The organism is Sphingobium sp., assembly GCF_035511395.1.
Classification (GTDB): domain Bacteria; phylum Pseudomonadota; class Alphaproteobacteria; order Sphingomonadales; family Sphingomonadaceae; genus Sphingobium.
In genome coordinates, this window is the sequence record NZ_DATKFP010000097.1 from 18,811 (window position 1) to 41,398 (window position 22,588).

Here is a 22,588-nt window from a genome sequence, read left to right on the forward strand (position 1 = left end):
GCGGCCTTAGCGGGGCATGTCGTTCAAGGAAAGGGGCGCTCAAGGAAAGCGCGGTTAAGCCCGCGCCCCCAGCAATGCGCCGCCAAAGCCGATAAACAGCAACCCCGTGCCACGGTTGAACAGCTTCTGCCGGTTGACGGGTTCCAGCCAGCGGGCGAGGCGCAGGCCACCCAGCGCGTAGACGCCATACCAGAAGCTCTCGATCACCACGAAGCTGGCGATCAGGATGGCGAGCTGCACCCAGAAGGGCCGCTCCAGATCGATGAACTGGGGGAAGAGCGCGGCGGCGAAGATGATGAGCTTGGGGTTGGCGAGGCCGGTCAGCAGGCCGGTGCCATAGAGGGCGCGGGCCGAGCGGGCGTTGGTTGCGCTCGCCTCGCCGCCGCCCACGGGCGCGCGCCAGGCCTTGATCCCCAGCCAGACGAGATAGGCGACGCCGGCATAGCGCAGCACGTCGAACAGGCGCGGCGACGCCTTCAACAATGCGCCGAGACCGAGCGCGGACGCGACGAGGCACAGCAGCACCGCGCTCATCAGGCCCGCCATCGTCGCAGTCGCCTTGCGCGGGCCATGGGCGATGCTCTGCGTCATCACATGCAGCATGTTCGGCCCCGGCGTGGCCGAGATCAGGAAGACCGCAGTGACATATAACCACCAGAGATGCAGCGACATGGGATGCGCCTTTTGGTCTGGCTTCTTTCCTCCGTTCGCTTCGAGCGAAGTCGAGAAGCGGATAGAATTGCTCTTCGCGTTTCTCGACGCGCTCGAAACGAACGGGCGTTGAAAAACAAAAAAGGGCGCCGAAGGCATCTGCCCCGGCGCCCCTTTGACGATCTCGCGATCGATCAGCTTCAGGCTGCGGGCAGCGCAGCCTTCGCCTGGGCGATGATGGCGCTGAACGCCTCGCCTTCATGCATCGCGATGTCGGCCAGGACCTTCCGGTCCAGTTCGACGCCGGCCAGCTTGAGGCCGTGCATGAACTGCGAATAGGTCAGGCCTTCAGCGCGGACGCCCGCGTTGATGCGCTGGATCCACAGGCCACGGAAGGTGCGCTTCTTGACCTTGCGGTCGCGGTAAGCGTACTGGCCAGCCTTTTCGACGGCCTGACGGGCGATACGGATCGTATTCTTGCGACGGCCATAATAGCCCTTCGCCTGTTCCAGAATCCGCTTGTGCTTGGCGCGGGTGGTTACACCACGTTTGACGCGTGCCATGTGCCTCTACTCCTTACTTCAGGCCGTAGGGCGCCCACAGGCGCACATGGGCAACATCGGAATCCGACAGCACGCTGGTGCCGCGGTTCTGGCGAATATATTTCGAATTGTGGCTGATCAGGCGGTGACGCTTGCCAGCGACGCCGTGCTTGACCTTGCCGGTAGCGGTGAACTTGAAGCGCTTCTTCACACCGCTCTTGGTCTTCATCTTGGGCATTTTCGTCTCCTTTTGCAGCGCGACGATTACAGACAGCCACGGCAGCCCTAGTTAGCCGGGCGGTCTCACTGAATATCGCGAACGGCGCGCATAGTCGGGCGCGTCCGCAAAAGCAAGCGATTCGGAGCCAAAATCGGGCCTTTGCGTTGATGCCCTGCCATGGCCGATGTCGATCCCCTGATGCGCCCCGCATCCATATCCGGTTGGCGGCCTCATGCCCGCCGTGCGGGGGAGCGCTGGCGCCGGCTGCCGCTGGTCGTGCGCATCCTGCTCTGGATCGTCGGCATCCTCTTGGCGCTCTGGCTGGTCCTGTTCATCACCAAGGGGCGCTTCCTGAAACATCCGTTCGAGCGTATCGTAGGTGGCCAGCTGGAGCGGCAGGTACGTGTCGGCGGCGATTTCCAGCTCTATTTCGCGCCGATCGCGATCAAGTTCCGCGCCGAGGGGCTGAGGGTCACCAATCTGCCCTGGGCCAGCCGCGCGGATTTATTTCGCGCCGACCTGATCGACATGCGGATTGCGCCGCTCAGCCTGCTCTTCGGTGACCGGTACAGGATCGCATGGCTGGAGTTGCGCAATGCCGCCGCCGATCTCGAATGGTCGCGCGACCGGCAGCATAATACATGGACGCTGGGCGATCCCGATCGCAAGGGCGAGCCGATGACGCTGCCGCTGATCCGCCGCGCGCTGCTTGCGGGCACGACGCTGCGCTATCGCGATCCGGTGATGCGGCTGTCCACCGATATCGGGTTCGAGACGGCAAAGGCGCAGGATACGCGCTTTTCCAGCGACCTGCGCTTTTCGGGCACCGGCACGATGCGTGACAAGCCCTTCACCCTGAAAGGGGGACTGCTGTCGCCCAACGAGACGGTAGTCGGCGGGAAGAACAGTCTGGCCATGCGGGCCGTTGCGGGCACGACCGTGCTGGAGATGAGCGGTACGCTGCCCGGCGCGACCGAGCTGGAACGCAGCGACCTGCGGCTGATGACGACCGGTCCCAATCTAAGCCTGCTGTTCGATTTCCTGGGCGTCGCCATTCCCGACACCCGCGCCTATCGCTTCACGTCGGCGCTGACGAAGGCGGGCGAGGAATGGCGCTTCACCCATTTGAAGGGCCGGTTCGGCGACAGCGACCTGGCCGGCCGGATGACGGTGTCGCTGCCGAAGGCGCGGCTGCTGATCGATGCCGATCTCGCAACGCAGAAGCTGGACATCATCGATGTCGGCCCCTTCATCGGCTATGATCCGCAGCGTTTGGCGAAGGAAGGTGCGGGCGGGGCGATCGAGCAGGTCGGCGGTACGCCCCGCATCCTTCCCGACGCCCCGCTCCGGGTCGAGGCGATCCGCAATTTCGACGCGAATGTCCGCTACAGTGTGAAGACGATCCGTGCGCCGAACCTGCCCGTATCCAACGGGACGGTGACGGTGAAGCTGGACCGCAGCCTGCTCACCCTGTCGCCGCTGACCTTTGACATGTCGGGCGGCCATGTCGCGTCGGACATAGAGATTGACGCGCGGGGCCGGCCGGTGCGCACCGCCTATGACATCCGCCTGTCGCCTACGCCCATGGGAAAGCTGCTGGCGCGCTGGGGCGTGGAGGAATCGGGCACCAGCGGCACGATCAAGGCGCGCGTGCAGATGACGGGTCAGGGCGATACGCTGCACGATTCGCTCGGCACGGCGAACGGGCGGATCGCGGTGATATTGCCCGCTGGCTCCATGTGGGCGCGCAACGTCCAGCTATCCGAACTGGATGTCGGCACCTTCGTCACCAAGATGTTCTCCGGCAAACTGAAACAGCCGGTGGAGATCAACTGCGGCCTCATTGCCTTCACCGTGCGCGATGGCGTGGCGGCGGCCGATCCGATCCTCATCGACACGAAGAAGAATGTGATGATCGGTCGGGGCGGTTTCTCGTTCAGGAACGAAAGCCTCGACCTCGCCTTCCGCGCCGATGGCAAGAAGATCAGCCTCTTTTCCGGCCAGTCTCCCGTCGGCATAGGCGGCTATTTCGCCAAACCCGCCATCTCCGTTCTTTCGCCTGAACTGATGGCGCGGGGCGGGGCGGGTGCGGCGCTGGGCATCGTCGCCAGCCCGATCGCGGCGGTGCTCGCCTTTGTCGATGTGGGCGATGCCAGGGGCGCGGCCTGCGGTCCGGTACTGGCCGGTGCGGACGCGCATGCTCAGCGTACCAAGGGCGGCAAGCCGCGCGACGATGTCGGTCGCGGCACCACCGCCAAGGACGAGAAGGGCAGGGCCAATGCCGATGAGAAGAAGCGGCAGGACAAGAAATTCCTCGGCATCTTCTGATCGTCACGGTGCAGGATTATCCTCTGTGGATAACGACTCGAAGAGGAGAGTGGCCGTGAGTGAAATACCCTTCACCATGCCCGGCGTGACCGCGCATCTCACCATCGGCGACGGCAGGGCGGCCGAGGCGATCGACTTCTACAGGACGGCCTTCGGCGCGATCGAGCAGACCAGGCATATCGCCGACGATGGCGAGCGGATCATGCACGCCCACCTTGTCATCAACGACGGACCCCTGATGCTGAACGACCATTTCCACGAGATGGCGGGGGAAGCGCCGGTGTCGCCGCCAGCCTGCGTGACACTCCATCTGGAGGTGGACGATGCCGATACATGGTGGAACCGGGCCCTGTCGGCAGGCGCCAGCATCCGCTTCCCGATCGACAACCAGTTCTGGGGTGCGCGTTACGGCCAGCTGATCGATCCGTTCGGCCATGTCTGGTCGATCGGCGGGCCGCTGAAGGGCTGAGCCATGATCGTCGGCGCGACCCGGTGGGAAGTGGTGACGGGCGACATCACCCGCAGCGCGACCGACGCGATCGTCAACGCCGCCAACAACAGCCTGCTGGGCGGCGGCGGCGTCGACGGGGCGATCCACCGTGCGGCCGGGCCGGAACTGCTCGCAGAATGCCGGACCATCGGCGGCTGCCCGACCGGCGAAGCGCGGATCACGCGCGGTTACGACCTGCCGGCCCGCTATGTCATCCATACGGTGGGACCGGTTTGGAATGGCGGCGGTCGGGGCGAACGCGACCTGCTTGCCGGCTGCTATGCCCATTCGCTCGACCTGGCGCGCCGCCACGCGTTGCGCAGCATCGCCTTTCCGGCAATCTCGACCGGGGTCTATGCTTTTCCGAAGGATCAGGCGGCAGGTATTGCGGCGGCTGCCGTGGCATCGGCGCTGCGCCGCGATCCGGAGGCGTTCGACTTCGTCCGCTTCGTCTGTTTCGATGACTCGACCACCGTCCTGTTCGAGGCGGCGGTCAGGGACGCGGCCTGCGACGATCAGTGATCGTGGCCATGCCCATGATCATGCCCGCCATCATGGATCGCCTCCAGCACATCCTCCAGCCGTGCGGGATCGCCCAGCGCCAGCACATGACCTTCGCTGTCCGCCGTCAGCGGCTCGCCATTCCAGTCGCACATCAGGCCGCCCGCGCCTTCGACCACCGGCACCAGCGCCGCGAAGTCATAGCTTTGCAGGCCCGATTCGATGACGATGTCGAGGAAGCCCGACGAGAGCAGCCCATAATTATAGCAGTCTCCGCCATAGACCGGCCCCTGGCGCGGCGACCCGCCCGACACCTTGGTCACCAGCGCCATATAATGGGGCACGTCGCCTTCGGCGAAGAGGTGCGGGCTGGTGGTGGCGATGCCCGCCCCCTCCAGCGCCTTGCACGCGCGGGTGCGCACCGGCTTGCCGTTGAAGGTGGTGGGCTGGCCCGCCATGCCGGCCCAGCGTTCCTGCGCGATCGGCTGGTCGATGATGCCGATGGTCGGCCACCCCGCCTGGGTCAGCGCGATCAGCGTGCCGAAGATCGGTCGCCCGGCGATGAAGCTGCGCGTGCCGTCGATCGGATCGAGGATCCACACCCGCTCCGCTTCGGTGCGGACCGATCCATATTCCTCGCCGATGATCCCGTCGTCCGGCCGCTCCTTCTCCAGGATCGCGCGGATAGCGGCTTCGGCGGCGCGGTCGGCCTCCGTCACCGGCGACTTGTCCGCCTTGATCTCCAGATCGTAGCGCGCGCGGAAAAAGGGGCGGATCGCCGCGCCGGCGGCGTCGGCAAGGCGGTTGGCTAGGGCCAGGTCGTCGCGGGTCGTCATGCCCATCGCCTAGCGGTTGAGGAGCGACTGCGCTAGACTGGCCGCCTCTCGAATCCGATAAGAGGAGAGCAAGATGCCCGGTTCGCCCGCCATCCCGTGCCTGCGCTATGCCAACGCGCCTGCCGCCATCGATTTCCTGTGCGACGCTTTCGGCTTTGAACGGCACGCGGTTTATCCGGACGAAGTCGACCCGACCATCATCCATCATGCGCAACTGGTGCTTGGGAACGGCATGGTGATGCTGGGCAGCGTCAAGGATATGGAGAGCGAATCGCTCTACACCTGGTCCACCGCGCGCGATCTGGGCGGCGTCACGGGCTGTGTCTATGTCGTCGTGCCCGATCCTGACACCCATTGCCTCCATGCCCGCAACGAAGGCGCGGTCGTTGTGCAGGAACCGCAGGATAATGACGGCTATCCGGGGCGCGGCTACACGGCGCTCGATCCGGAAGGCAATGTCTGGAGCTTCGGCAGCTACGATCCCTGGGTTCCCATAAGTTAAACCTTTAGAAACCCGGCCGTTCTAGCCTCCGACGTGGAAAGGGACGGTCATGGCGCTGGTCGGCTGGATATTGAGCTTCATCTGCCTGCTTGGCGGCCTTGCACTGCGGCAGGATCTGCCGATCGGCGGTTCGGTGACGATCTCCAACATCCTCATCGTCTTTGCGCTGCTTGCCTGTCCGATGATCTGGCGCGACCTGCCGCTGGGCGTGTCGCGCGGCCAGCGCATCACCGCCGGCCTGGCGCTGATCTTCGCCCTGCCGTTGATCCTGTTTCCGGCGCATTGAGCGTTTTATAGGCCATAGAAAAAGCCGCCGGTTTCCCGGCGGCTGAATGATTTCCCAATCCGATCCAACTCAGTCGAACAGGCTGGAAACCGAACTCTCGTCGGCGATGCGCTTGATCGCTTCGCCCAGCAGTGGAGCAATAGGCAGGTGCCGGATGCGCTGGGCGCCGTTCACCGCGTCCGTGCCCTGGATCGAGTCGGTGATGACCAGTTCCAGCAGTTCCGAAGCCTCGACGCGCGCGACCGCGCCGCCCGACAGCACGCCATGGCTGACATAGGCGATCACATCCTCAGCGCCCGCGGCCTTGAGGGCGCCGGCCGCGTTGCACAGCGTACCGGCCGAATCGACGATGTCGTCGATGAGGATGCAGAAACGGCCCTTCACGTCGCCGATGATGTTCATCACTTCCGACTCGCCCGCGCGCTCGCGGCGCTTGTCGACGATGGCGAGCGGGGCATTGTCGAGCCGCTTGGCGAGCGCACGGGCGCGCACCACGCCGCCCACGTCGGGCGACACGACCATGATGTTCTTGTCGCCGAAGCGGGCCTGGATGTCGGCCGACATCACCGGCGCACCGAACAGATTGTCGGTCGGAATGTCGAAGAAGCCCTGGATCTGCCCGGCGTGGAGATCGACCGACAGCACGCGGTCGGCGCCGGCGGTGGTGATCAGGTTGGCGACCAGCTTGGCGCTGATCGGCGTCCGCGGGCCGGGCTTTCGGTCCTGGCGGGCATAGCCGAAATAGGGGACGACGGCAGTGATTCGCTTGGCCGACGCGCGCTTCAGCGCGTCGATCATGATCAGCAATTCCATCAGATTGTCGTTGGTCGGATAGGCCGTCGACTGGATTACGAAAACGTCCTCGCCGCGGACATTCTCATGAATTTCAACGAAAACTTCCTCGTCCGCGAAGCGGCGGACGCTGGCGTCGGTCAGGGGGATCTCGATATAGTCGGCGATGGCGGCCGCAAGCGGCTTGTTCGAATTGCCGGTCATGAGTTTCATGGCGAAATCCCCAGGCTGATTGGCGTGACGAATTGATGACGATGCGCGAAACGCGGCCCCTTTAGCGGCGCATGTCCCATGTGGGAAGGCGCTTTTGCGCCCTGCGACAAAATGGACCAAGCATTTTCAGAACGCGTGCGAAGCAGTGTCAGGTTCGAAAATGCGGCATCGAAAAACAGAGCATTTTCGCAAATAGCGAAAATGCTCTAGGGCGCGAGGCATGACCGACAAACTCGTGATCGCGCTTGCGCAGATGACCCAGTCCGTGGGCGACCTGAAGGCCAATGCCGACGCCATGCTGGAATGGCGCGCGCGGGCGAAGGGCGCGGACCTCATCGTCTATCCTGAACTCCAGCTGATCGGCTATCCGCCCGAGGATCTGGTGCTGAAGCCCGCGCTGGTCGATCAGGCCAATTACCAGCTCGACCGGCTGGCGCAGGAAAGCGCCGATGGCGGCCCGGCGATGCTGGTCGGCACCGTCGTCGCCTCGCAGGGCGTGCTGTTCAATGTCGTCGCGCTGATCGACAATGGCGCGGTGACGGCGATCCGGCAGAAGCGCGAATTGCCCAATTACGGCACGTTCGATGAAAAGCGTCTGTTCGCCCCCGGCCCGCTGCCGGCCCCGATCGACTTCCGGGGCGTCAGGATCGGCGTGCCGATCTGCGAGGATATCTGGTTTCCCTTCGTCACCGCGCATCTGCGCAGCGAGGGCGCGGAAATCCTGATCAGCCCCAATGGCAGCCCGTTCGAGGTGGACAAGGACGATCGCCGCCTCAACGCCGTCGCGGGAACCCGCGTCCGCGAAACCGGCCTGCCGCTCGTCTATCTCAATCGCGTCGGCGGGCAGGACGAACTGGTGTTCGACGGCGCGTCCTTTGTCATGAACGGCGACCTCGGCATCGCGCACCAGATGCCCGACTGGGAAGAGGCGCTGACCCTCACCAGCTGGGAAAAATGGGATGGCCAGTGGGTTTGCCTGCCCGGCGACAAGCACGACCTCGATCCGCGTCCGGCCGACATCTATAATGCGATGGTGCTGGGCCTGCGCGACTATGTGAACCGCAACCGCTTCCCCGGCGTGGTGCTGGGCCTGTCGGGCGGCATCGATTCCGCCCTGTCCGCCGCCGTCGCGGTCGATGCGCTGGGCGCCGATCGCGTCTGGTGCGTGATGATGCCCTCGCGCTTCACGTCGCAGGAGAGCCTGGACGACGCGGTCGAATGCGCCCGCCTGCTCGGCGTCCGCTACGACACCATTCCGATCGAGCCGGCCGTCGCCGCCTTCGATACGATGCTCGGCCCCGTCTTCGAAGGCCGCCAGCGCGATCTGACCGAAGAGAATATCCAGTCGCGCATCCGCGGCGTGACGCTGATGGGCCTGTCCAACAAGTTCGGCCACATGCTGCTCACCACTGGCAACAAGAGCGAGATGTCGGTCGGCTATGCCACCATCTATGGCGACATGGCGGGTGGCTATTCGGTGCTGAAGGACGCCTACAAGACGACGGTGTTCGACCTCTGCCGCTGGCGGAACGAAAACATGCCGTCGCTCGGCGAAGGCTTTGGCCCCGCCGGCCCGGTCATGCCCGACCGCGTCATCACCAAGCCGCCCAGCGCCGAACTGCGCGACAATCAGCGCGACGACGACAGCCTGCCGCCTTATGAGGTGCTGGACCCGATCCTTTACGGCTTGGTCGAGGAGGAATTGTCGGTCGACAAGCTGGTCGAGCGCGGCTTCGAGAAGGAGACGGTCGCCCGGATCGAGCGACTGCTCTACATCGCCGAATATAAGCGCCGCCAGTCGCCGCCGGGCGTGAAGCTGGGCATCCGCAACTTCGGCCGCGACCGCCGCTATCCGATCACCAACGGTTTTCGGACGATATAAGAGTTTCCATGACCGTCATCACCCGCTTCGCTCCATCGCCGACCGGCCATCTTCATGTCGGCAATATCCGCGCCGCGCTCCACAACTGGTTGTGGGCGAGAAAGTCCGGTGGCCAGTTCCTCCTGCGCCTCGACGATACCGACCTGGAGCGCTCGCGCCCCGAATATGCGGTGTCGATCAAGGCGGATCTCGAATGGCTCGGCCTCCGCTGGGATGGTGAGGAGAAGCAGTCCGACCGCTTCGCCCTCTATGAAGCGCGGTTCGAGGCCTTGAAGGCGTCCGGCCATGTCTATCCCGCCTATGAAACCAGCCAGGAACTGGACCTGCGTCGCAAGATCCTGCTGGGGCGCGGCCTGCCGCCGGTCTATGACCGCGCGGCGCTGTCGCTGACGCCGGAGCAGGTGGTCACCCATGAAGCCGAAGGCCGCACCCCGCACTGGCGCTTCAAGCTGGACCATGACCAGCCGATCGTCTGGACCGACCTGATCCGCGGCGAGCAGCGCTTCGATCCCAAATTGCTGTCCGACCCGGTGATCCGCCGCGCCGATGGCTCATGGCTCTACATGCTCCCTTCCGTGATCGACGATGTCGACATGGGCGTCACCCATGTGCTGCGCGGCGAGGATCATGTCTCCAACACCGCGACCCAGATCCAGATGTTCACCGCGCTCGGCGCATCGCTGCCCCAGTTCGCGCATGAAGCGCTGCTGACCGGCAGCGAGGGCAAACTGTCGAAGCGTCTCGGCTCGCTCGGCGTCGCTCATTTCCGCGAGATCGGGCTGGAGCCGGCCGCCATCGCCTCGCTGCTGGCGCGCCTCGGCAGCTCGCAGCCGATCGAGCCATTCGCGGACGTGCAGCCCTTGATCGACAGTTTCGACTTCGCCCATTTCGGCCGCGCACCCGCGCGCTTCGATGAGGGCGAGCTCGCAACGCTCAATCAGAAGATCGTGCATCTCCTCCCTCATGAGGCCGTCGCGGATCGCCTGCCCGATGGCATGGACGCGGTCGCCTGGGACGCGATCCGCCCCAATCTGGAGACGGTTGCGGGAGCCGCCGACTGGTGGCGCATCGTCACCGGCCCGATCGATGCGCCGGAAACCGCCGACGAAGATCGCGATTTCCTCGCCGCCGCGCATCGCATCCTGTTTGACGCGGCCTTCGACGCCGACATCTGGCGCACGCTCACTGGCGCGCTCAAGGAGGGGACGGGCCGCAAGGGCAAGATGCTCTTCCAACCGCTGCGCCGGGCGCTCACGGGTCTGGATCATGGCCCGGACATGGCACAGCTGTTGCCGCTAATCGGAAGGGACGAGGCGCTGCGCCGCCTGCAATAACGCCGAAACGCCCTGCGACGGCGTGAACTTCGGCTGGCTTGCGAGGCGGATCGCCTGAAGGGCTGTATTTTTCCGCCGCACGGGACTAAGGGGCTGGCGCAAAGTCGTCCTGCCCTTTGCCTGTAGAAAGCCCTGCTCCATGACTGACGTCACCATCAAGCGCGCCCTCCTGTCCGTGTCCGACAAATCGGGCCTCATCGAACTAGGCCAGGCGCTGGGCAAGCATGGGGTGGAACTGGTGTCGACCGGCGGCACTGCGAAGGCACTGCGCGAAGCGGGGCTTGAGGTGAAGGATATTTCCGACCTCACCGGCTTCCCGGAGATGATGGACGGCCGCGTCAAGACGCTGCATCCCAAGGTCCATGGCGGCCTGCTCGCCGTGCGCAACAATCCGGAACATGTGGCGTCGATGACCGAGCATGAAATCGGTGCGATCGACCTGGTGGTCGTCAACCTCTACCCCTTCGCCGCGACCGTCGCCAAGGGTGCGGACCGTGACGAGATCATCGAGAATATCGATATCGGCGGCCCGTCCATGGTCCGCTCCGCCGCCAAGAATCATGAAAGCGTCGCGATCGTCACCGATCCCGCCGACTATGCCCGCCTGATCGCCGAAATGGCGGAAAAGGGCGGCGCGACCAGCTACGACTTCCGCCGGATGCTGGCCGCCAAGGCCTATGCCGCCACCGCCGCTTACGACTCGATGATTGCCAGCTGGTTCGCCTTCGCCGATCAGGGCGTGATGTTCCCCGAAACGCTGGCCGTATCGAGCAAGCTCGGTTCGACCCTGCGCTATGGCGAGAACCCGCACCAGTCGGCCGCGCTTTATCTGCCCGTCGGCCCCTCGGCCAAGGGCATCGCCCAGGCAGAGCAGATCCAGGGCAAGGAACTCAGCTACAATAATTATAACGACGCCGACGCCGCGCTGGAACTGGTCAGCGAATTCCGCGACGGCCCGCCGACCGTGGTGATCGTCAAGCATGCCAACCCCTGCGGCGTGGCCACAGGCGAGACGCTGATCGAGGCCTATGAAGCCGCGCTCGCCTGTGACAGCGTGTCGGCCTTCGGCGGCATCATCGCCGTCAATCGTCCGCTCGACGGCCCCACCGCCGAAGCGATCAGCGGCATCTTTACCGAAGTCGTGGCCGCGCCGGGTGCGGACGAAGAGGCGAAGGCCATCTTCGCGAAGAAGAAGAATCTGCGCCTGCTGCTGACCGGCGACCTGCCCGATCCCGCCCGTCCCGGCCTCCAGATCAAGAGCATCGCCGGCGGCCTGCTGGTCCAGAGCCGCGACAATGGCCAGGTCGATCGTGATGCACTCAAGGTCGTGACCAAGCGCGCGCCGACCGATCAGGAGTTGAAGGACTGCCTGTTCGCCTGGACCGTCGCCAAGCATGTGAAGTCCAACGCCATCGTCTATGCCAAGGGCGGCAGCACCGCGGGCGTGGGCGCGGGCCAGATGAATCGCCTCGAATCCGCGCGCATCGCCGCGTGGAAGGCCAGGGACGCCGCTGAAAAGGCCGGCTGGGCCGAGCCGCGCACGATCGGTTCGGCGGTCGCCTCCGACGCCTTCTTCCCCTTCGCCGACGGCCTGCTGGCGGCGGTGGAAGCCGGCGCCACGGCGGTGATCCAGCCCGGCGGCTCGATCCGCGACGATGAAGTCATCGCGGCGGCGGACGAAGCCGGCCTCGCCATGGTCTTCACCGGCATGCGCCACTTCCGTCACTGAACTGACTTTGATGCGAGTGCGAAACAGAGTATTTCGCACTCGCAAAATCGCGGAAATCTGCCACTTTTTATGAAGTGGCCTCTTTTCAACTTCGCCGGGCGCGCCTATTTACAGCACGACCCTACTTCCACGTCAGACGTGGGGCAGAAAATCAAAAGAACAGTTCGACAGGAGACTATAGGATGACCAGAAAGACGCTGGTGGCACTGGCCGCCACGATCGCCCTTGCGCTTCCCGGCATGGCCAGCGCCGGCAGCAACGACATGGATGTCGTCGTCGACGGCAATACGGGCGCGGAAACCCGCTCGATCGCCGTGTCCGTGGCCGACCTCAACCTTGCCAGCACCAATGGCATGCGCCGCGCCGATTCCCGGCTGATCCGCGCCTCCAAGCAGGTGTGCGGTTTCGTCAACGGCTCGGTCATTCCGGTCACTGACGATTATCGCAATTGCTTCAGCGCCGCGATCGACGGCGCACGCGGCGACCTGACTGTGCTCGCGCAGCGGATGAGCTGATAACCCTTCCACAAGAAGAGATCATGAGGGCCGCTCCACTGATGTGGGGCGGCCCTTTGTCGTGGTCGGGCATTTATCGTTACCGGCGATTAACCAGTCCTTAGAAGATTTACTTCAATCCCGTGGGCACGAAAGTTCATCCGGGGGAATCGATTGCCATGCCGCGTACCGACCAAAGCGTGGACGTTGCCATCATCGGGGCTGGCCCCGCTGGCCTGACTGCCGCCTATCTACTGACCAAGCAGGGTTACAGCGTCACCGTGATCGAAAAGGATCCGGTCTATGTCGGTGGCATCAGCCGCACGGTGGAACTGGACGGCTTCCGCTTCGACATTGGCGGCCACCGTTTCTTTTCCAAGTCGCAGCAGGTCGTCGACCTGTGGAATGACATCCTTCCCGACGACTTCATTCAGCGTCCGCGCATGAGCCGCATCTATTATGAAGGCAAATTCTACAGCTATCCGCTGCGCGCGTTCGAGGCGCTGTGGAACCTGGGCATATTCCGCTCGACCCTTTGCATGACGAGCTTCGCCAAGGCGCGCCTATTCCCGAACCGCAATGTGAAGTCCTTCCAGGACTGGACCGTCAACGCCTTCGGCCACAAGCTCTTCTCGATCTTCTTCAAGACCTATACCGAAAAGGTGTGGGGCATGCCCTGCGACGAAATGTCGGCAGACTGGGCGGCACAGCGCATCAAGGGGCTGTCGCTCTGGGGCGCAGTGACCGATGGCCTGAAGCGCTCGCTCGGCCTCAACAAGAAGCCCAATGACGGCATGGCGACCAAGACGCTGCTGGAGACGTTCCGCTACCCGCGCCTCGGCCCCGGCATGATGTGGGAAGCTGCGCGCGACCGCGTGGTCGAAGGCGGCAATCAGGTGCTGATGGCGCACAGCTTCAAACGGCTGGAAGAGGATCAGGCGAGTGGCCGCTGGCGGCTGATCGCGGACGGCCCGGACGGCGACGTCGTCATCAACGCCGCCCATGTCATCAGTTCCGCGCCGATGCGCGAACTCGCGGGCCGCATTCATCCGCTGCCGGCGAGCCTGCCGGAGGCGATGGACCTCAAATATCGCGACTTCCTGACCGTGGCGCTGATGGTGAAGGGGGATGATATCTTCCCCGACAACTGGATCTATATCCACGACAGCAAGGTGCAGGTCGGCCGCATTCAGAATTTCCGCAGCTGGTCGCCCGAAATGGTGCCCGACCCCACGCTCGCCTGCGTCGGCCTCGAATATTTCTGCTTCGAAGGCGATGGTCTCTGGTCTTCGTCCGACGCCGACCTCGTCGAACTGGCCAAGAAGGAAATGGCGACGCTCGGCCTCTGCAACCCCGACGATGTCGTCGGCGGCGCGGTCGTGCGGCAGGAAAAGGCCTATCCGGTCTATGACGATGCCTATGCCGCCAATGTGCTGGCGATGCGCACCGAACTGGAGGCGCGTTATCCGACGCTCCACATGGTCGGTCGCAACGGCATGCACCGCTATAATAATCAGGACCATGCAATGATGACGGCGATGCTGACCGTTCGCAACATCGTCGCGGGCAAGCGCGTCCATGACGTGTGGCAGGTCAATGAGGATGCCGAATATCATGAGGCGGGCGAGGAAGGCCAAAATAACGGAACGACCGACGCCGATGCGCAGGCGGCGCTCGCCAGCGTCCGCGCCGTCCCGTCGCGGCTGAAGGCCGCCTGATCCTCATGTCCGGGACCGGGGTCGACCGGCTGCGGGCGCTCGCCGCGCCGATCGCGCGCCTGACGTTCGCCCGCTATATGCTGGCCAGCATCTGCGCGCTGTCGGGCGACTTCATCCTCTTTCTGATGCTGGACCGGATCGGCATGCCGCCCGTTGCCGCCGCTTCCGGCGGCTATGCGGCGGGCCTGCTGATCCATTGGGTGATCAGCGTTCGCTTCGTCTTCAATACCGGAACCGGCGCTTCGCATGGCCAGCGGCTGGCCTTCATCGCCAGCGCGCTGCTGGGCATGGGCATGACGATGGCGATGGTCGGCGGCCTTACCCTGCTGGGTATCGCCGCTCCGATCGCCAAGCTGCTGTCGGTGCCTGCCAGCTTCCTTACCGTCTATGCGATCCGCAAATATGGCGTCTTCGCCCGCACCTGAGCTGCGCCGCGCAGCCTATTGGGCGCTGCTGGGCTGGCTGGCGTGCAGCGCCGCCATGCTGTGGCTGTTCCATGGCGGTTTTGCGACCCTTGCCTTCCGCGATCCCGACGATGCGATGCGGCTGGTACAGATACGCGACTGGATCGGCGGACAGGCCTTTCATGACGTCAGCCAGCACCGCGTAAACCCGCCCCTCGGCGGCCCCATGCACTGGTCGCGGATTGTCGACATGCCTGTCGCGGGCCTGATCCTGCTGCTGCGACCGCTGCTGGGAACCGCCAGTGCGGAAATGATCGCCTGCGCCATCGTGCCATGCCTCCTGCTGGGTGGCCTGACTGCCGCCCTTTTCCTGGCCGCAAGGCGCGTCGCCAACAGCGGCATCGCCCTGCTCGCCGTCGGGCTGCTGCTGACCACCCCCAGCATATTGGTGCAATTCACGCCGCTGCGGATCGATCATCATGGCTGGCAGATCATGCTGGCGGCGATCGCACTTGCCAGCGCGATGGACGCCCGCGCCGCGCGCGGCGGGATCGTCGCCGCTCTGGCGCTCGCGCTCTGGCTTCAGATTTCCAGCGAAGCGCTGCCCTATACCGCGATCTTCGCGGGAGCCTTCGCCCTGCGCCACTGGATCGCGCGTGATCAGGCGCCACGCTTCATTGCCTTCGCCCTGACGCTGGGCGCCGCCGCGCTGCTGCTGCTCGCCCTGCTCCGTGGCGGGCAGGCGCTCGTCACCACCCAGTGCGACGCCTTGTCGGCAGCCTATCTCTGGCCGCTGGTCGGGCTTGCTACCGCAACCGGCGTTGCGACGCCAATCATCGGCACCCAATCGGCGGGCCGACGTTTCGCCATCGCGGTGATCGGCGGGGGCGCGGCACTGGCGATCTTCCTTGTCACCGGCGGCCCCTGCCTGTCAGGCGATCCCTTCGCGGCGCTCGGCCCGCTGGCCTACAGGCTCTGGTATCTTCAGGTGATGGAAGGTCGTCCCTTCTGGGAGCAAAGCTTGTCCATGCAGGGCATCATCCTGTTGCCATCGTTGATCGGCCTTGGCGCAAGCCTGATGGCCGCACGCGCGAACGAAGGCGATGCCCGGATGCGCTGGCTCATGCTGATCCTGCTGCTCTGCGGCGCGGTCGCGGTGTCGATGCTGGTGATGCGGGCGCTCTCGGTCGCCCATCTTTTCGCTCTGCCCGGCACGGCCTGGCTCCTGCTTCAGCTCTTCCGCCGGGTGCAGGCGTCACCGCGTGCGCTGCTGCGCGTACCCGGCTCGGTCGCACTGGTGCTGCTCACCCCGGCCGGCCTCTGCGCCGTCTGGGTCGCGCTCATCGAACAGCCCGAACCGGCGACGAAGAAGGCCAGCGCCGACTGCCGGTCCGCTGCCGTGCTGGCGCCGCTCAAGACGTTGCCGACCGCCACGCTACTTGCCCCGATCGACCTTGGCCCCGACATATTGGCGCAGACGCCCCACAGCGTGATCGGCACCGCCCATCACCGCAACGCCGTCGGCATTGCCGCCGTTATCCACAGCTTCGTCGACGCACCCGATGCTACGAGAAGGGTAATCGCCCGCACGCGCGCGACCTATCTTGTGAATTGCGACGGCCTCAACGAAGACAATGTCTACGTAAAGGCCAATTCCAGAGGTCTTGCCGCGATGCTGTCGCGCAAACAGGTGCCGAGCTGGCTGACGCCGCTGCCCGGCAATGGGCCACTTCATATCTACCGCATCAAGCCGGCAGGAAGCTGAGCGCCACTCCGTTCATGCAGTAACGCTTGCCGGTCGGTCGCGGCCCGTCATCGAAGACATGGCCCAGATGCCCGCCGCAACGCGCGCAATGGACTTCGGTGCGCACCTCACCCAGGCCAAGGTCGCGGCTGGTGCCTACCGCCTTGGGCAGCGCCGCCCAGAAGCTTGGCCAGCCAGTGCCGCTGTCGAACTTGGTCTTCGAACTGAACAGCCTCTGCCTACAGCCGGCGCAGGCGAAGGTACCGGCGCGATGCTCGTCATTGAGTGGACTGGTATAGGGATGCTCGGTGGCCTGCTGCCGAAGCACCTTGTAGGCCCAGGGGCTGAGCCGCCTGCGCCATTCGGCATCGGTCAGGGTGAAGGGATAGGCCGCCTCCGCCGCATCGGGGAGGAGTTGCCACAGGACGATAGCGGTGACGCCGGTCGCGACGCCACCCAGGAAATGCCGCCGGTTCATGGCGGCCATCCCTAGCCCACTCAGCCTGTCGCCGGCCTGAACAGCCTCTTCCACCAGCGCCCGCCCGACTGCATCACATGACGGCGGAACAGCAGCACGCCCACGCGGATGATCAGCGCCACGAACGCCGCCTGCCACAGCAGCGCCACCACATGCGGCCAGAGCGTGGCGTCCTGCGCCGCCCGCGCGATCATCGCGAAGGGCGAGCTGAACGGGAAGATGCACGCCGCCACCTCCGCCGGCGATCCCATATGATCGACCGCATAGCTGGCGAAGAAGAAGATCAGCATCTGCCCCATGGTGATCGGCATGTTGAGTGTCTGCACCTCGCGCACCGTTGCCGCCTGCGCGCCGATCCCCAGGAACAGCGATCCGAGCAGCGTATAGGCCATGGCGAAATACAGCACCGCCAGCAGCAGGAAGATCGGCCACCCGACCGCCGGCGCGGGTAGTCCCGACGCGCCGCCGCCCAGCGCCAGGAAAATGCCAAACGCCGTGCCGCCCCAGAAGGCGATGCCCACGAAGCTCATCGCCAACATCGCCATCAGCTTGCCGAGGAAGATCGCGTCGATCGGGATGGCGGCAGCCAATATCTCAATGATCTTGTTGGTCTTTTCCTCGACCAGATTGGACAGGATCATACCGGCGAGCAGGATGGTGAGGAAGAACATCACCACCTGCGCGATCCGGCCGATCACCAGCCGCGCCTGCGCCTGCGCGCCCAGGCTCGTGGCGACCTCCTGCCGTTCGACCTTCACCAGTTGCAGCGTTCGCTCGGCCTTGGCCGCGCTCGACATCAGGCTGAGGTCGCCCTGCAACCGGTTCAGATCCTCCGCCTTGCCGGTCAGCACGGGCCGGGCGACGCTGCCGGACAGGATCGCCACCACCTCCGAATCCGGACGGGCGAGCTGGACCCGCGGCGCGGGACTGGCCGGCACGCGGCGCAGGCGGGGCAGGGCCTGCTCGCCCATCCGTTCGGTCAGGCGATCATGCGCCCGCTCCAGCGCCGCGCTGTCCTGCGCCGACATGGCGACGCCGACGACCGGGCGCAGGTCGGTATTGGAAATCTTCTCTCCCAGCCCGCCAAAGGCAAAGCCGATCAGGATCGGCAACAACGGCCCCAGCAGGAACAGGATGAAGGTGCGAGACAGCACCACGGCGGTAAAGTCCCGCCGGGCGATGACGAAGGCGGCGCGCCACAGCTGCTTCATGCCTCTTCCTCCTGCACCCGGTCATCCTGCATCTGTTTCGCCACCGCCGCGCCGGCAATGGCGACGAAGGCATCGTGCAGGCCCGGCCGCTCGATCGACAGGCTCTCTATCCCCGCCTGATCGTCGATCAGCGCGCGCAGCAGCGGTTCGATCCCTTCGTCGGGCAGGGCGAAGTGCCACACCCCTTCCTCCGCCATCGTGTCCTCCGGCAGCGCGCGGCGCCACGCCCCGTCGACCGTCCGGGTGCGCAGCCGCACCTGCGGGCGCAGCCGGTCGCGCGCCTCGCCCGGCGTGCCCTCGAACCGGATGCGCCCGCCAGCGACGATGGCGATCCGCTCGCACAGCCGTTCGGCATGGGCGATGACATGGGTGGAAAAGAGAATGGTGACGCCCCGTCGTGCCTGCGCGCGGATCAGCGCCTCCAGCTTCTCCTGATTGATCGCGTCCAGGCCGGAAAAAGGCTCGTCCAGCACGATCAGGCGCGGCTCATGGACGATGGTGCCGAACAGCTGCACCGTCTGGGCCATGCCCTTGGACAATTGCCGGATCGGCTTGTCGATCGACGCGCCCATGCCATGATCGGCGAGCATCGCCTTGGCCCGCTCGCGCCCGACTTTCAGCGGCAGGCCGCGCAACGCCCCCATGAAAGCGATCGCCTCATAGGCCTTCATGGACGGATAGAGGCCGCGCTCTTCCGGCAGATAACCGACCTCGGGCGCCATGCGCAGAGGCTGCGCCGCACCCAGCAGGCTGCGATGCCCTTCATCCGGGTCGACTATGCCCAGCAGCGTGCGCAGCAGCGTCGTCTTGCCCGCGCCATTGGGGCCGAGCACGCCGTAGATCGATCCGGCCGGCACCGCGATGTCGATCCCGTCGACCGCCCGGAAACTGCCGAAACTCTTGACAAGCCCATGGCCTTCGACGGCATAGGCCGCTTGCGGGGCGAGCGGTGCAGGGATGGCCGATGCCGGAGTGTCGCCGATCATCCCGCTCTGATAGTCTGGACCCGTGCCCGTGCCTATAGAAACCTTGGAACAGCGGCTGAAAGCCGAGGCGCTGCGGCTGGGCTTCGCCGCCTGCCGTATCGCGCCCGCCGATGTCGCGCCCAAGACGGGCGAACGGTTGCGCCAGTGGCTGGACGCGGGCCATCATGGCGAGATGCTGTGGATGGAAGATCGCGCGGAGCAGCGTGGATCGCCCAAGGGACTATGGTCCGACGTGCGCAGCGTCATCATGCTGGGCATGAGCTATGCGCCGGGGCGCGATCCGCTGGCGCTGGCCGATGTGCCCGACCGCGCGCGCTTTTCCGTCTATGCGCAGGGCAAGGATTATCACGACGTCGTCAAGAAGGCGCTCAAAAGCCTCGCCCGCTGGCTGGTCGATCAGCAACCGACTGCGCTGAAAGTGTTCGTGGATACCGCCCCCGTCATGGAAAAGCCGCTGGGGCAGGGGGCTGGCCTTGGCTGGCAGGGCAAGCACAGCAACCTCGTCAGCCGCGACCATGGCAGCTGGCTGTTCCTGGGCGCCATCTATACCGAACTGGCGCTGGAACCGGATGGCCCGGAGCGCGACCATTGCGGCAGCTGCACCGCCTGCCAGACCGCCTGCCCGACCGACGCCTTCCCATCCCCCTATGTGGTGGATGCACGCCGCTGCATTTCCTACCTCACCATCGAGCATAAGGGGCCAATACCGGAGGAACTACGCGAAGGTATCGGCAACCGCGTCTATGGCTGCGACGATTGCCTTGCCGTCTGTCCCTGGAACAAGTTCGCCGACGCCGCGGCGGCGAACCGGGCCTTCGTCGGCCGCGCCGAACTTGCCGCGCCCGAAATCGGCGACCTCCTCGACCTGGACGACGTGACCTTTCGCGAAATCTTCTCTGGCTCGCCCATCAAGCGTATCGGCCGCAACCGCATGGTCCGTAACGCCGCCATCGCGGCAGGCAACAGCGGCGACGCGCGGTTATTGGGCCGATTGCAAGCGCTGGTCGGAGACGAAGATCCGGTGGTGGCGGAAGCGGCCCAGTGGGCGATTGGAAAGCTGTCGGGCTAAGCGGGGCGGTTCCGCTGGCGATCATAATCCGTCACCCCAGCGCAGGCTGGGGTCGCATGCGACGAAGCGCTTGAATGCCGGAGCAAGTCTGTCGAAGGGGTCGGCATGACGGAATTGGATAGTGGCCACGCTTTTCCGCCATTCATTTGCTTCTGACTTGGCCGACGCACCGCGACATCATGATTAAAAGAAAACCCGGCGCTTACACAAGCGCCGGGTCAGACAGGGGCTTGGCTGGGAGCCGCCCTTATCCTGCTGGTCTGTCAGCCCTTCTTTTCGGGCGGCAGCGTCACCTTCACATTTTCCCCACTCTGGCCGGGAAAGTTGGTGAACATGACGTCGATCAGATTCGGGACCAGATAGGTCAGCTTGTTCGACAGCGACTGGGCGCTCGCCTTGCCTTCGAACAGGCGGCGATTGTCGGCGGCGCGGTCGATCTTCATGCTGAGGTCGCTGGTGTAGACGGTGTAGCTCGACACATCATTATAGCCGGCGCCACCGAACAGCCACGGATCGTAGAAGCCATAGCCCCACGGACGGCCCCAGCGGCCGCCAAAGCCACCGCCCCACGGTCCCCAGCCAGCCCCATAAGGGCCGCCGAAGCCGGTCGAGCGCACCTTTTCACGGCCATTGTCGACATCATAGGCGACGCGGACGATCAGGTCCGCGCGGGCCGGGTCGCTGGCGGCGACATAGCCGGTCTGGCTCAGGCGCTGCCCGACAAGATCGGCATAATGGGAGAATTCGAGTCCACCAGCGAGCCGCGGATCGTCGGCGACGATGGTGTAGCTCTGCCCGGCGGGCGCGGGAAGTTGCTGGAAACGGGCGACATCGGCCTTGAAGCCCGTGGCGCAGCCAGACAGCGCGACCAGCGCCAGAGCCGGCGCAGCGAACAGACCGATCTTGTTGAAACGAGCCATGTTTTTACGTCCTGTATCAGGCGAGGAGCCTGCGATCATCTTTGCGCCCTGTCATAGCAAAACGCAACTGAACATCGTTTGAACGCGCGAACCCATCGAACGGGCGCAAAACCATGTTCCCACATCTACGACGCTGCGGAGATGGCTATTCCGTAGCCCAAAGAAAAGGGCCAGCCCTTTCGGACCAGCCCTGTGACTTTGGCGCATCGGTCGCGGACGGCGCGTCAGGCCCCCGCGCGTCAGCGCATGAGACCCATCGCGTCATAGGCCGCGCGCAGGGTCGGTTCGGCTGCCGCCGCCGCCTTGGCCGCGCCCTTGTCGAGGATCGCGTCGAGCGCCGCGTCGTCGGTGCGCAACTCCATGAACCGCTCGCGAATCGGACGGAGCGTCTCCACCAGCACCTCGCCCAGCGCCGGCTTGAACGCGCCGAAGCCCTTGCCGGCAAATTCGGCGCATATCGCGTCGGCGGTGGTTCCAGACAGGGTGGCGTAGATGCCGACGAGGTTGTTCGCTTCGGGACGGCTCGCCAGACCTTCCGCCGTTTCGGGCAGCGGTTCGGGGTCGGTTTTCGCCTTCTTCACCTTGTTCATGATGGCGTCGTCGTCATCGGTCAGGTTGATCCGGCTCATATCGGACGGATCGGACTTGGACATCTTCGCCGTGCCGTCGCGGAAGGACATGATGCGCGCCGATTCCTTGGGGATGATCGGGGCGGGCATGGTGAACAGGTCGACGCCGAAATCGGTGTTGAACTTGGTCGCGATGTCGCGCGCCAGTTCCAGATGCTGCTTCTGGTCCTCGCCCACCGGCACATGGGTGGCGTTGTAGATCAGAATGTCGGCCGCCTGGAGCACGGGATAGACGAACAGGCCGATCGAGGCGCCCTCGCGGTCCTTACCGACCTTGTCCTTGAATTGGGTCATGCGGTTGAGCCAGCCAATCCGCGCAGTACCGTTCAGCAGCCAGCACAGCTCGGCATGGGCGGGCACACGCGCCTGATTGAACAGGACCGAGCGGTCCGGGTCGATTCCGGCGGCGACCAAAGCGGCGGCCATGTCGCGGACGTTGCGGATGCGCTGCTCGCGCCCTTCGTGAACGGTGATCGAGTGCATGTCGGCGAGAAAGAAGAAGCACTGGCTGTCACTATCCATCTCATCCTGCATCCGCACCCAGTTACGGATCGCGCCGAGGTAGTTGCCAAGGTGCAGATTGCCGGTGGGCTGGATGCCGGAAAGGACGCGCATTTATTGATCCGTTC

At 65.0% G+C, this 22,588-nt stretch carries 23 protein-coding genes; 13 read left to right on the forward strand and 10 right to left on the reverse strand.

What is annotated here, in order from left to right:
* Positions 1-54: 54 nt before the first annotated feature.
* The 3 genes from VMR39_RS06150 to rpmI all read right to left on the reverse strand — a co-directional run bounded on the left by VMR39_RS06150 (position 55) and on the right by rpmI (position 1,431).
* Positions 55-672: a LysE family translocator gene (locus VMR39_RS06150; RefSeq protein ID WP_325415106.1), complete on the reverse strand. Its 618-nt coding sequence runs from the start codon at positions 670-672 to the stop codon at positions 55-57.
* 179 nt (positions 673-851) lie between these two features.
* Positions 852-1,214 carry a 50S ribosomal protein L20 gene (gene rplT, locus VMR39_RS06155; RefSeq protein ID WP_325415107.1) on the reverse strand — a complete coding sequence of 121 codons (363 nt, stop codon included), beginning with the start codon at positions 1,212-1,214 and terminating at the stop codon, positions 852-854.
* Between the two features lie 13 nt (positions 1,215-1,227).
* Positions 1,228-1,431, reverse strand: a complete 204-nt coding sequence (gene rpmI, locus VMR39_RS06160; protein ID WP_325415108.1) for a 50S ribosomal protein L35 — start codon at positions 1,429-1,431, stop codon at positions 1,228-1,230.
* Between the two features lie 159 nt (positions 1,432-1,590).
* On the opposite strand from rpmI, the gene VMR39_RS06165 reads away from it, so the two are divergent.
* Genes VMR39_RS06165 through VMR39_RS06175 form a run of 3 tightly spaced genes read left to right on the forward strand, consistent with a single transcriptional unit; the run spans position 1,591 to position 4,753 of the window.
* Positions 1,591-3,741: an AsmA family protein gene (locus VMR39_RS06165; protein WP_325415109.1), complete on the forward strand. Its 2,151-nt coding sequence runs from the start codon at positions 1,591-1,593 to the stop codon at positions 3,739-3,741.
* Positions 3,742-3,796: 55 nt separating this feature from the next.
* A complete protein-coding gene (locus VMR39_RS06170; protein WP_325415110.1) occupies positions 3,797-4,210 on the forward strand; it encodes a VOC family protein in 414 nt (137 codons plus the stop codon).
* 3 nt (positions 4,211-4,213) lie between these two features.
* Positions 4,214-4,753 (forward strand): O-acetyl-ADP-ribose deacetylase, encoded by a 540-nt coding sequence (locus VMR39_RS06175; protein ID WP_325415111.1) that lies wholly within the window; start codon positions 4,214-4,216, stop codon positions 4,751-4,753.
* Here VMR39_RS06175 and VMR39_RS06180 read toward each other — a convergent pair.
* The gene (locus tag VMR39_RS06180) at positions 4,747-5,568 is read right to left on the reverse strand and encodes an inositol monophosphatase family protein (protein WP_325415112.1); all 822 of its coding nucleotides are present in this window, start codon (positions 5,566-5,568) and stop codon (positions 4,747-4,749) included. The two genes, VMR39_RS06175 and VMR39_RS06180, sit on opposite strands and share 7 nt — an antisense overlap.
* A 73-nt stretch (positions 5,569-5,641) precedes the next feature.
* Here VMR39_RS06180 and VMR39_RS06185 point away from each other — a divergent pair, with 73 nt between their 5' ends.
* Both VMR39_RS06185 and VMR39_RS06190 read left to right on the forward strand, forming a co-directional pair.
* A complete protein-coding gene (locus VMR39_RS06185; protein WP_325415113.1) occupies positions 5,642-6,070 on the forward strand; it encodes a VOC family protein in 429 nt (142 codons plus the stop codon).
* A gap of 49 nt (positions 6,071-6,119) precedes the next feature.
* Positions 6,120-6,356, forward strand: coding sequence for a hypothetical protein (locus VMR39_RS06190; RefSeq protein ID WP_325415114.1), 237 nt, complete (start codon positions 6,120-6,122; stop codon positions 6,354-6,356).
* Between the two features lie 69 nt (positions 6,357-6,425).
* Here VMR39_RS06190 and VMR39_RS06195 read toward each other — a convergent pair whose 3' ends face one another.
* Positions 6,426-7,361 (reverse strand): ribose-phosphate pyrophosphokinase, encoded by a 936-nt coding sequence (locus VMR39_RS06195; RefSeq protein WP_325415115.1) that lies wholly within the window; start codon positions 7,359-7,361, stop codon positions 6,426-6,428.
* A gap of 220 nt (positions 7,362-7,581) precedes the next feature.
* Between VMR39_RS06195 and VMR39_RS06200 the strand changes: the two genes are divergently transcribed.
* The 7 genes from VMR39_RS06200 (at position 7,582) to VMR39_RS06230 (ending at position 16,687) form a co-directional block, all read left to right on the forward strand.
* Complete coding sequence (locus VMR39_RS06200; protein WP_325415116.1) at positions 7,582-9,243, forward strand: NAD+ synthase; 1,662 nt, start codon at positions 7,582-7,584, stop codon at positions 9,241-9,243.
* Between the two features lie 8 nt (positions 9,244-9,251).
* Positions 9,252-10,577, forward strand: a complete 1,326-nt coding sequence (gene gltX, locus VMR39_RS06205) for a glutamate--tRNA ligase (RefSeq protein WP_325415117.1) — start codon at positions 9,252-9,254, stop codon at positions 10,575-10,577.
* Positions 10,578-10,716: 139 nt separating this feature from the next.
* Positions 10,717-12,306, forward strand: coding sequence for a bifunctional phosphoribosylaminoimidazolecarboxamide formyltransferase/IMP cyclohydrolase (gene purH, locus VMR39_RS06210; protein WP_325415118.1), 1,590 nt, complete (start codon positions 10,717-10,719; stop codon positions 12,304-12,306).
* Between the two features lie 182 nt (positions 12,307-12,488).
* Positions 12,489-12,821 (forward strand): UrcA family protein, encoded by a 333-nt coding sequence (locus VMR39_RS06215; protein WP_325415119.1) that lies wholly within the window; start codon positions 12,489-12,491, stop codon positions 12,819-12,821.
* Positions 12,822-12,979: 158 nt separating this feature from the next.
* Complete coding sequence (locus tag VMR39_RS06220) at positions 12,980-14,518, forward strand: NAD(P)/FAD-dependent oxidoreductase (protein WP_325415120.1); 1,539 nt, start codon at positions 12,980-12,982, stop codon at positions 14,516-14,518.
* Positions 14,519-14,523: 5 nt separating this feature from the next.
* Positions 14,524-14,943 carry a GtrA family protein gene (locus VMR39_RS06225; RefSeq protein ID WP_325415121.1) on the forward strand — a complete coding sequence of 140 codons (420 nt, stop codon included), beginning with the start codon at positions 14,524-14,526 and terminating at the stop codon, positions 14,941-14,943.
* Complete coding sequence (locus VMR39_RS06230) at positions 14,921-16,687, forward strand: hypothetical protein (protein ID WP_325415122.1); 1,767 nt, start codon at positions 14,921-14,923, stop codon at positions 16,685-16,687. The genes VMR39_RS06225 and VMR39_RS06230 overlap by 23 nt, the downstream gene beginning before the upstream one ends.
* Here the strand turns inward: VMR39_RS06230 and msrB are convergent.
* The 3 genes from msrB to VMR39_RS06245 are packed head-to-tail and all read right to left on the reverse strand — an operon-like array spanning position 16,668 to position 19,341.
* A complete protein-coding gene (gene msrB, locus VMR39_RS06235; protein ID WP_325415123.1) occupies positions 16,668-17,144 on the reverse strand; it encodes a peptide-methionine (R)-S-oxide reductase MsrB in 477 nt (158 codons plus the stop codon). The two genes, VMR39_RS06230 and msrB, sit on opposite strands and share 20 nt — an antisense overlap.
* Before the next feature lie 20 nt (positions 17,145-17,164).
* Positions 17,165-18,355, reverse strand: coding sequence for an ABC transporter permease (locus tag VMR39_RS06240; RefSeq protein WP_325415124.1), 1,191 nt, complete (start codon positions 18,353-18,355; stop codon positions 17,165-17,167).
* Positions 18,352-19,341: an ABC transporter ATP-binding protein gene (locus tag VMR39_RS06245; protein WP_325415125.1), complete on the reverse strand. Its 990-nt coding sequence runs from the start codon at positions 19,339-19,341 to the stop codon at positions 18,352-18,354. Before VMR39_RS06245 ends, VMR39_RS06240 begins: the two co-directional genes overlap by 4 nt.
* A 43-nt stretch (positions 19,342-19,384) precedes the next feature.
* Between VMR39_RS06245 and queG the strand changes: the two genes are divergently transcribed.
* Positions 19,385-20,410 (forward strand): tRNA epoxyqueuosine(34) reductase QueG, encoded by a 1,026-nt coding sequence (gene queG / locus VMR39_RS06250; protein WP_325415159.1) that lies wholly within the window; start codon positions 19,385-19,387, stop codon positions 20,408-20,410.
* 263 nt (positions 20,411-20,673) lie between these two features.
* Here queG and VMR39_RS06255 read toward each other — a convergent pair whose 3' ends face one another.
* Together VMR39_RS06255 and trpS are read right to left on the reverse strand one after the other, a co-directional pair.
* Positions 20,674-21,330, reverse strand: coding sequence for a DUF4136 domain-containing protein (locus VMR39_RS06255; RefSeq protein WP_325415126.1), 657 nt, complete (start codon positions 21,328-21,330; stop codon positions 20,674-20,676).
* Positions 21,331-21,569: 239 nt separating this feature from the next.
* A complete protein-coding gene (trpS, locus tag VMR39_RS06260) occupies positions 21,570-22,574 on the reverse strand; it encodes a tryptophan--tRNA ligase (protein ID WP_325415127.1) in 1,005 nt (334 codons plus the stop codon).
* Positions 22,575-22,588: the final 14 nt, after the last annotated feature.

Excerpts from the sequence above, each read along its gene's own strand:
- VMR39_RS06180 (WP_325415112.1), bottom strand. The coding sequence starts at position 5,568 with ATGACGACCCGCGACGACCTGGCCCTAGCCAACCGCCTTGCCGACGCC.
- VMR39_RS06225 (WP_325415121.1), top strand. The coding sequence starts at position 14,524 with ATGTCCGGGACCGGGGTCGACCGGCTGCGGGCGCTCGCCGCGCCGATC.
- VMR39_RS06150 (WP_325415106.1), bottom strand. The coding sequence starts at position 672 with ATGTCGCTGCATCTCTGGTGGTTATATGTCACTGCGGTCTTCCTGATC.
- VMR39_RS06195 (WP_325415115.1), bottom strand. The coding sequence starts at position 7,361 with ATGAAACTCATGACCGGCAATTCGAACAAGCCGCTTGCGGCCGCCATC.
- VMR39_RS06165 (WP_325415109.1), top strand. The coding sequence starts at position 1,591 with ATGGCCGATGTCGATCCCCTGATGCGCCCCGCATCCATATCCGGTTGG.
- VMR39_RS06215 (WP_325415119.1), top strand. The coding sequence starts at position 12,489 with ATGACCAGAAAGACGCTGGTGGCACTGGCCGCCACGATCGCCCTTGCG.
- rplT (WP_325415107.1), bottom strand. The coding sequence starts at position 1,214 with ATGGCACGCGTCAAACGTGGTGTAACCACCCGCGCCAAGCACAAGCGG.
- VMR39_RS06200 (WP_325415116.1), top strand. The coding sequence starts at position 7,582 with ATGACCGACAAACTCGTGATCGCGCTTGCGCAGATGACCCAGTCCGTG.
- trpS (WP_325415127.1), bottom strand. The coding sequence starts at position 22,574 with ATGCGCGTCCTTTCCGGCATCCAGCCCACCGGCAATCTGCACCTTGGC.
- VMR39_RS06240 (WP_325415124.1), bottom strand. The coding sequence starts at position 18,355 with ATGAAGCAGCTGTGGCGCGCCGCCTTCGTCATCGCCCGGCGGGACTTT.
- VMR39_RS06245 (WP_325415125.1), bottom strand. The coding sequence starts at position 19,341 with ATGATCGGCGACACTCCGGCATCGGCCATCCCTGCACCGCTCGCCCCG.
- rpmI (WP_325415108.1), bottom strand. The coding sequence starts at position 1,431 with ATGCCCAAGATGAAGACCAAGAGCGGTGTGAAGAAGCGCTTCAAGTTC.
- VMR39_RS06185 (WP_325415113.1), top strand. The coding sequence starts at position 5,642 with ATGCCCGGTTCGCCCGCCATCCCGTGCCTGCGCTATGCCAACGCGCCT.
- VMR39_RS06220 (WP_325415120.1), top strand. The coding sequence starts at position 12,980 with ATGCCGCGTACCGACCAAAGCGTGGACGTTGCCATCATCGGGGCTGGC.
- VMR39_RS06175 (WP_325415111.1), top strand. The coding sequence starts at position 4,214 with ATGATCGTCGGCGCGACCCGGTGGGAAGTGGTGACGGGCGACATCACC.
- purH (WP_325415118.1), top strand. The coding sequence starts at position 10,717 with ATGACTGACGTCACCATCAAGCGCGCCCTCCTGTCCGTGTCCGACAAA.
- VMR39_RS06230 (WP_325415122.1), top strand. The coding sequence starts at position 14,921 with ATGGCGTCTTCGCCCGCACCTGAGCTGCGCCGCGCAGCCTATTGGGCG.
- gltX (WP_325415117.1), top strand. The coding sequence starts at position 9,252 with ATGACCGTCATCACCCGCTTCGCTCCATCGCCGACCGGCCATCTTCAT.
- msrB (WP_325415123.1), bottom strand. The coding sequence starts at position 17,144 with ATGAACCGGCGGCATTTCCTGGGTGGCGTCGCGACCGGCGTCACCGCT.
- VMR39_RS06190 (WP_325415114.1), top strand. The coding sequence starts at position 6,120 with ATGGCGCTGGTCGGCTGGATATTGAGCTTCATCTGCCTGCTTGGCGGC.
- VMR39_RS06255 (WP_325415126.1), bottom strand. The coding sequence starts at position 21,330 with ATGGCTCGTTTCAACAAGATCGGTCTGTTCGCTGCGCCGGCTCTGGCG.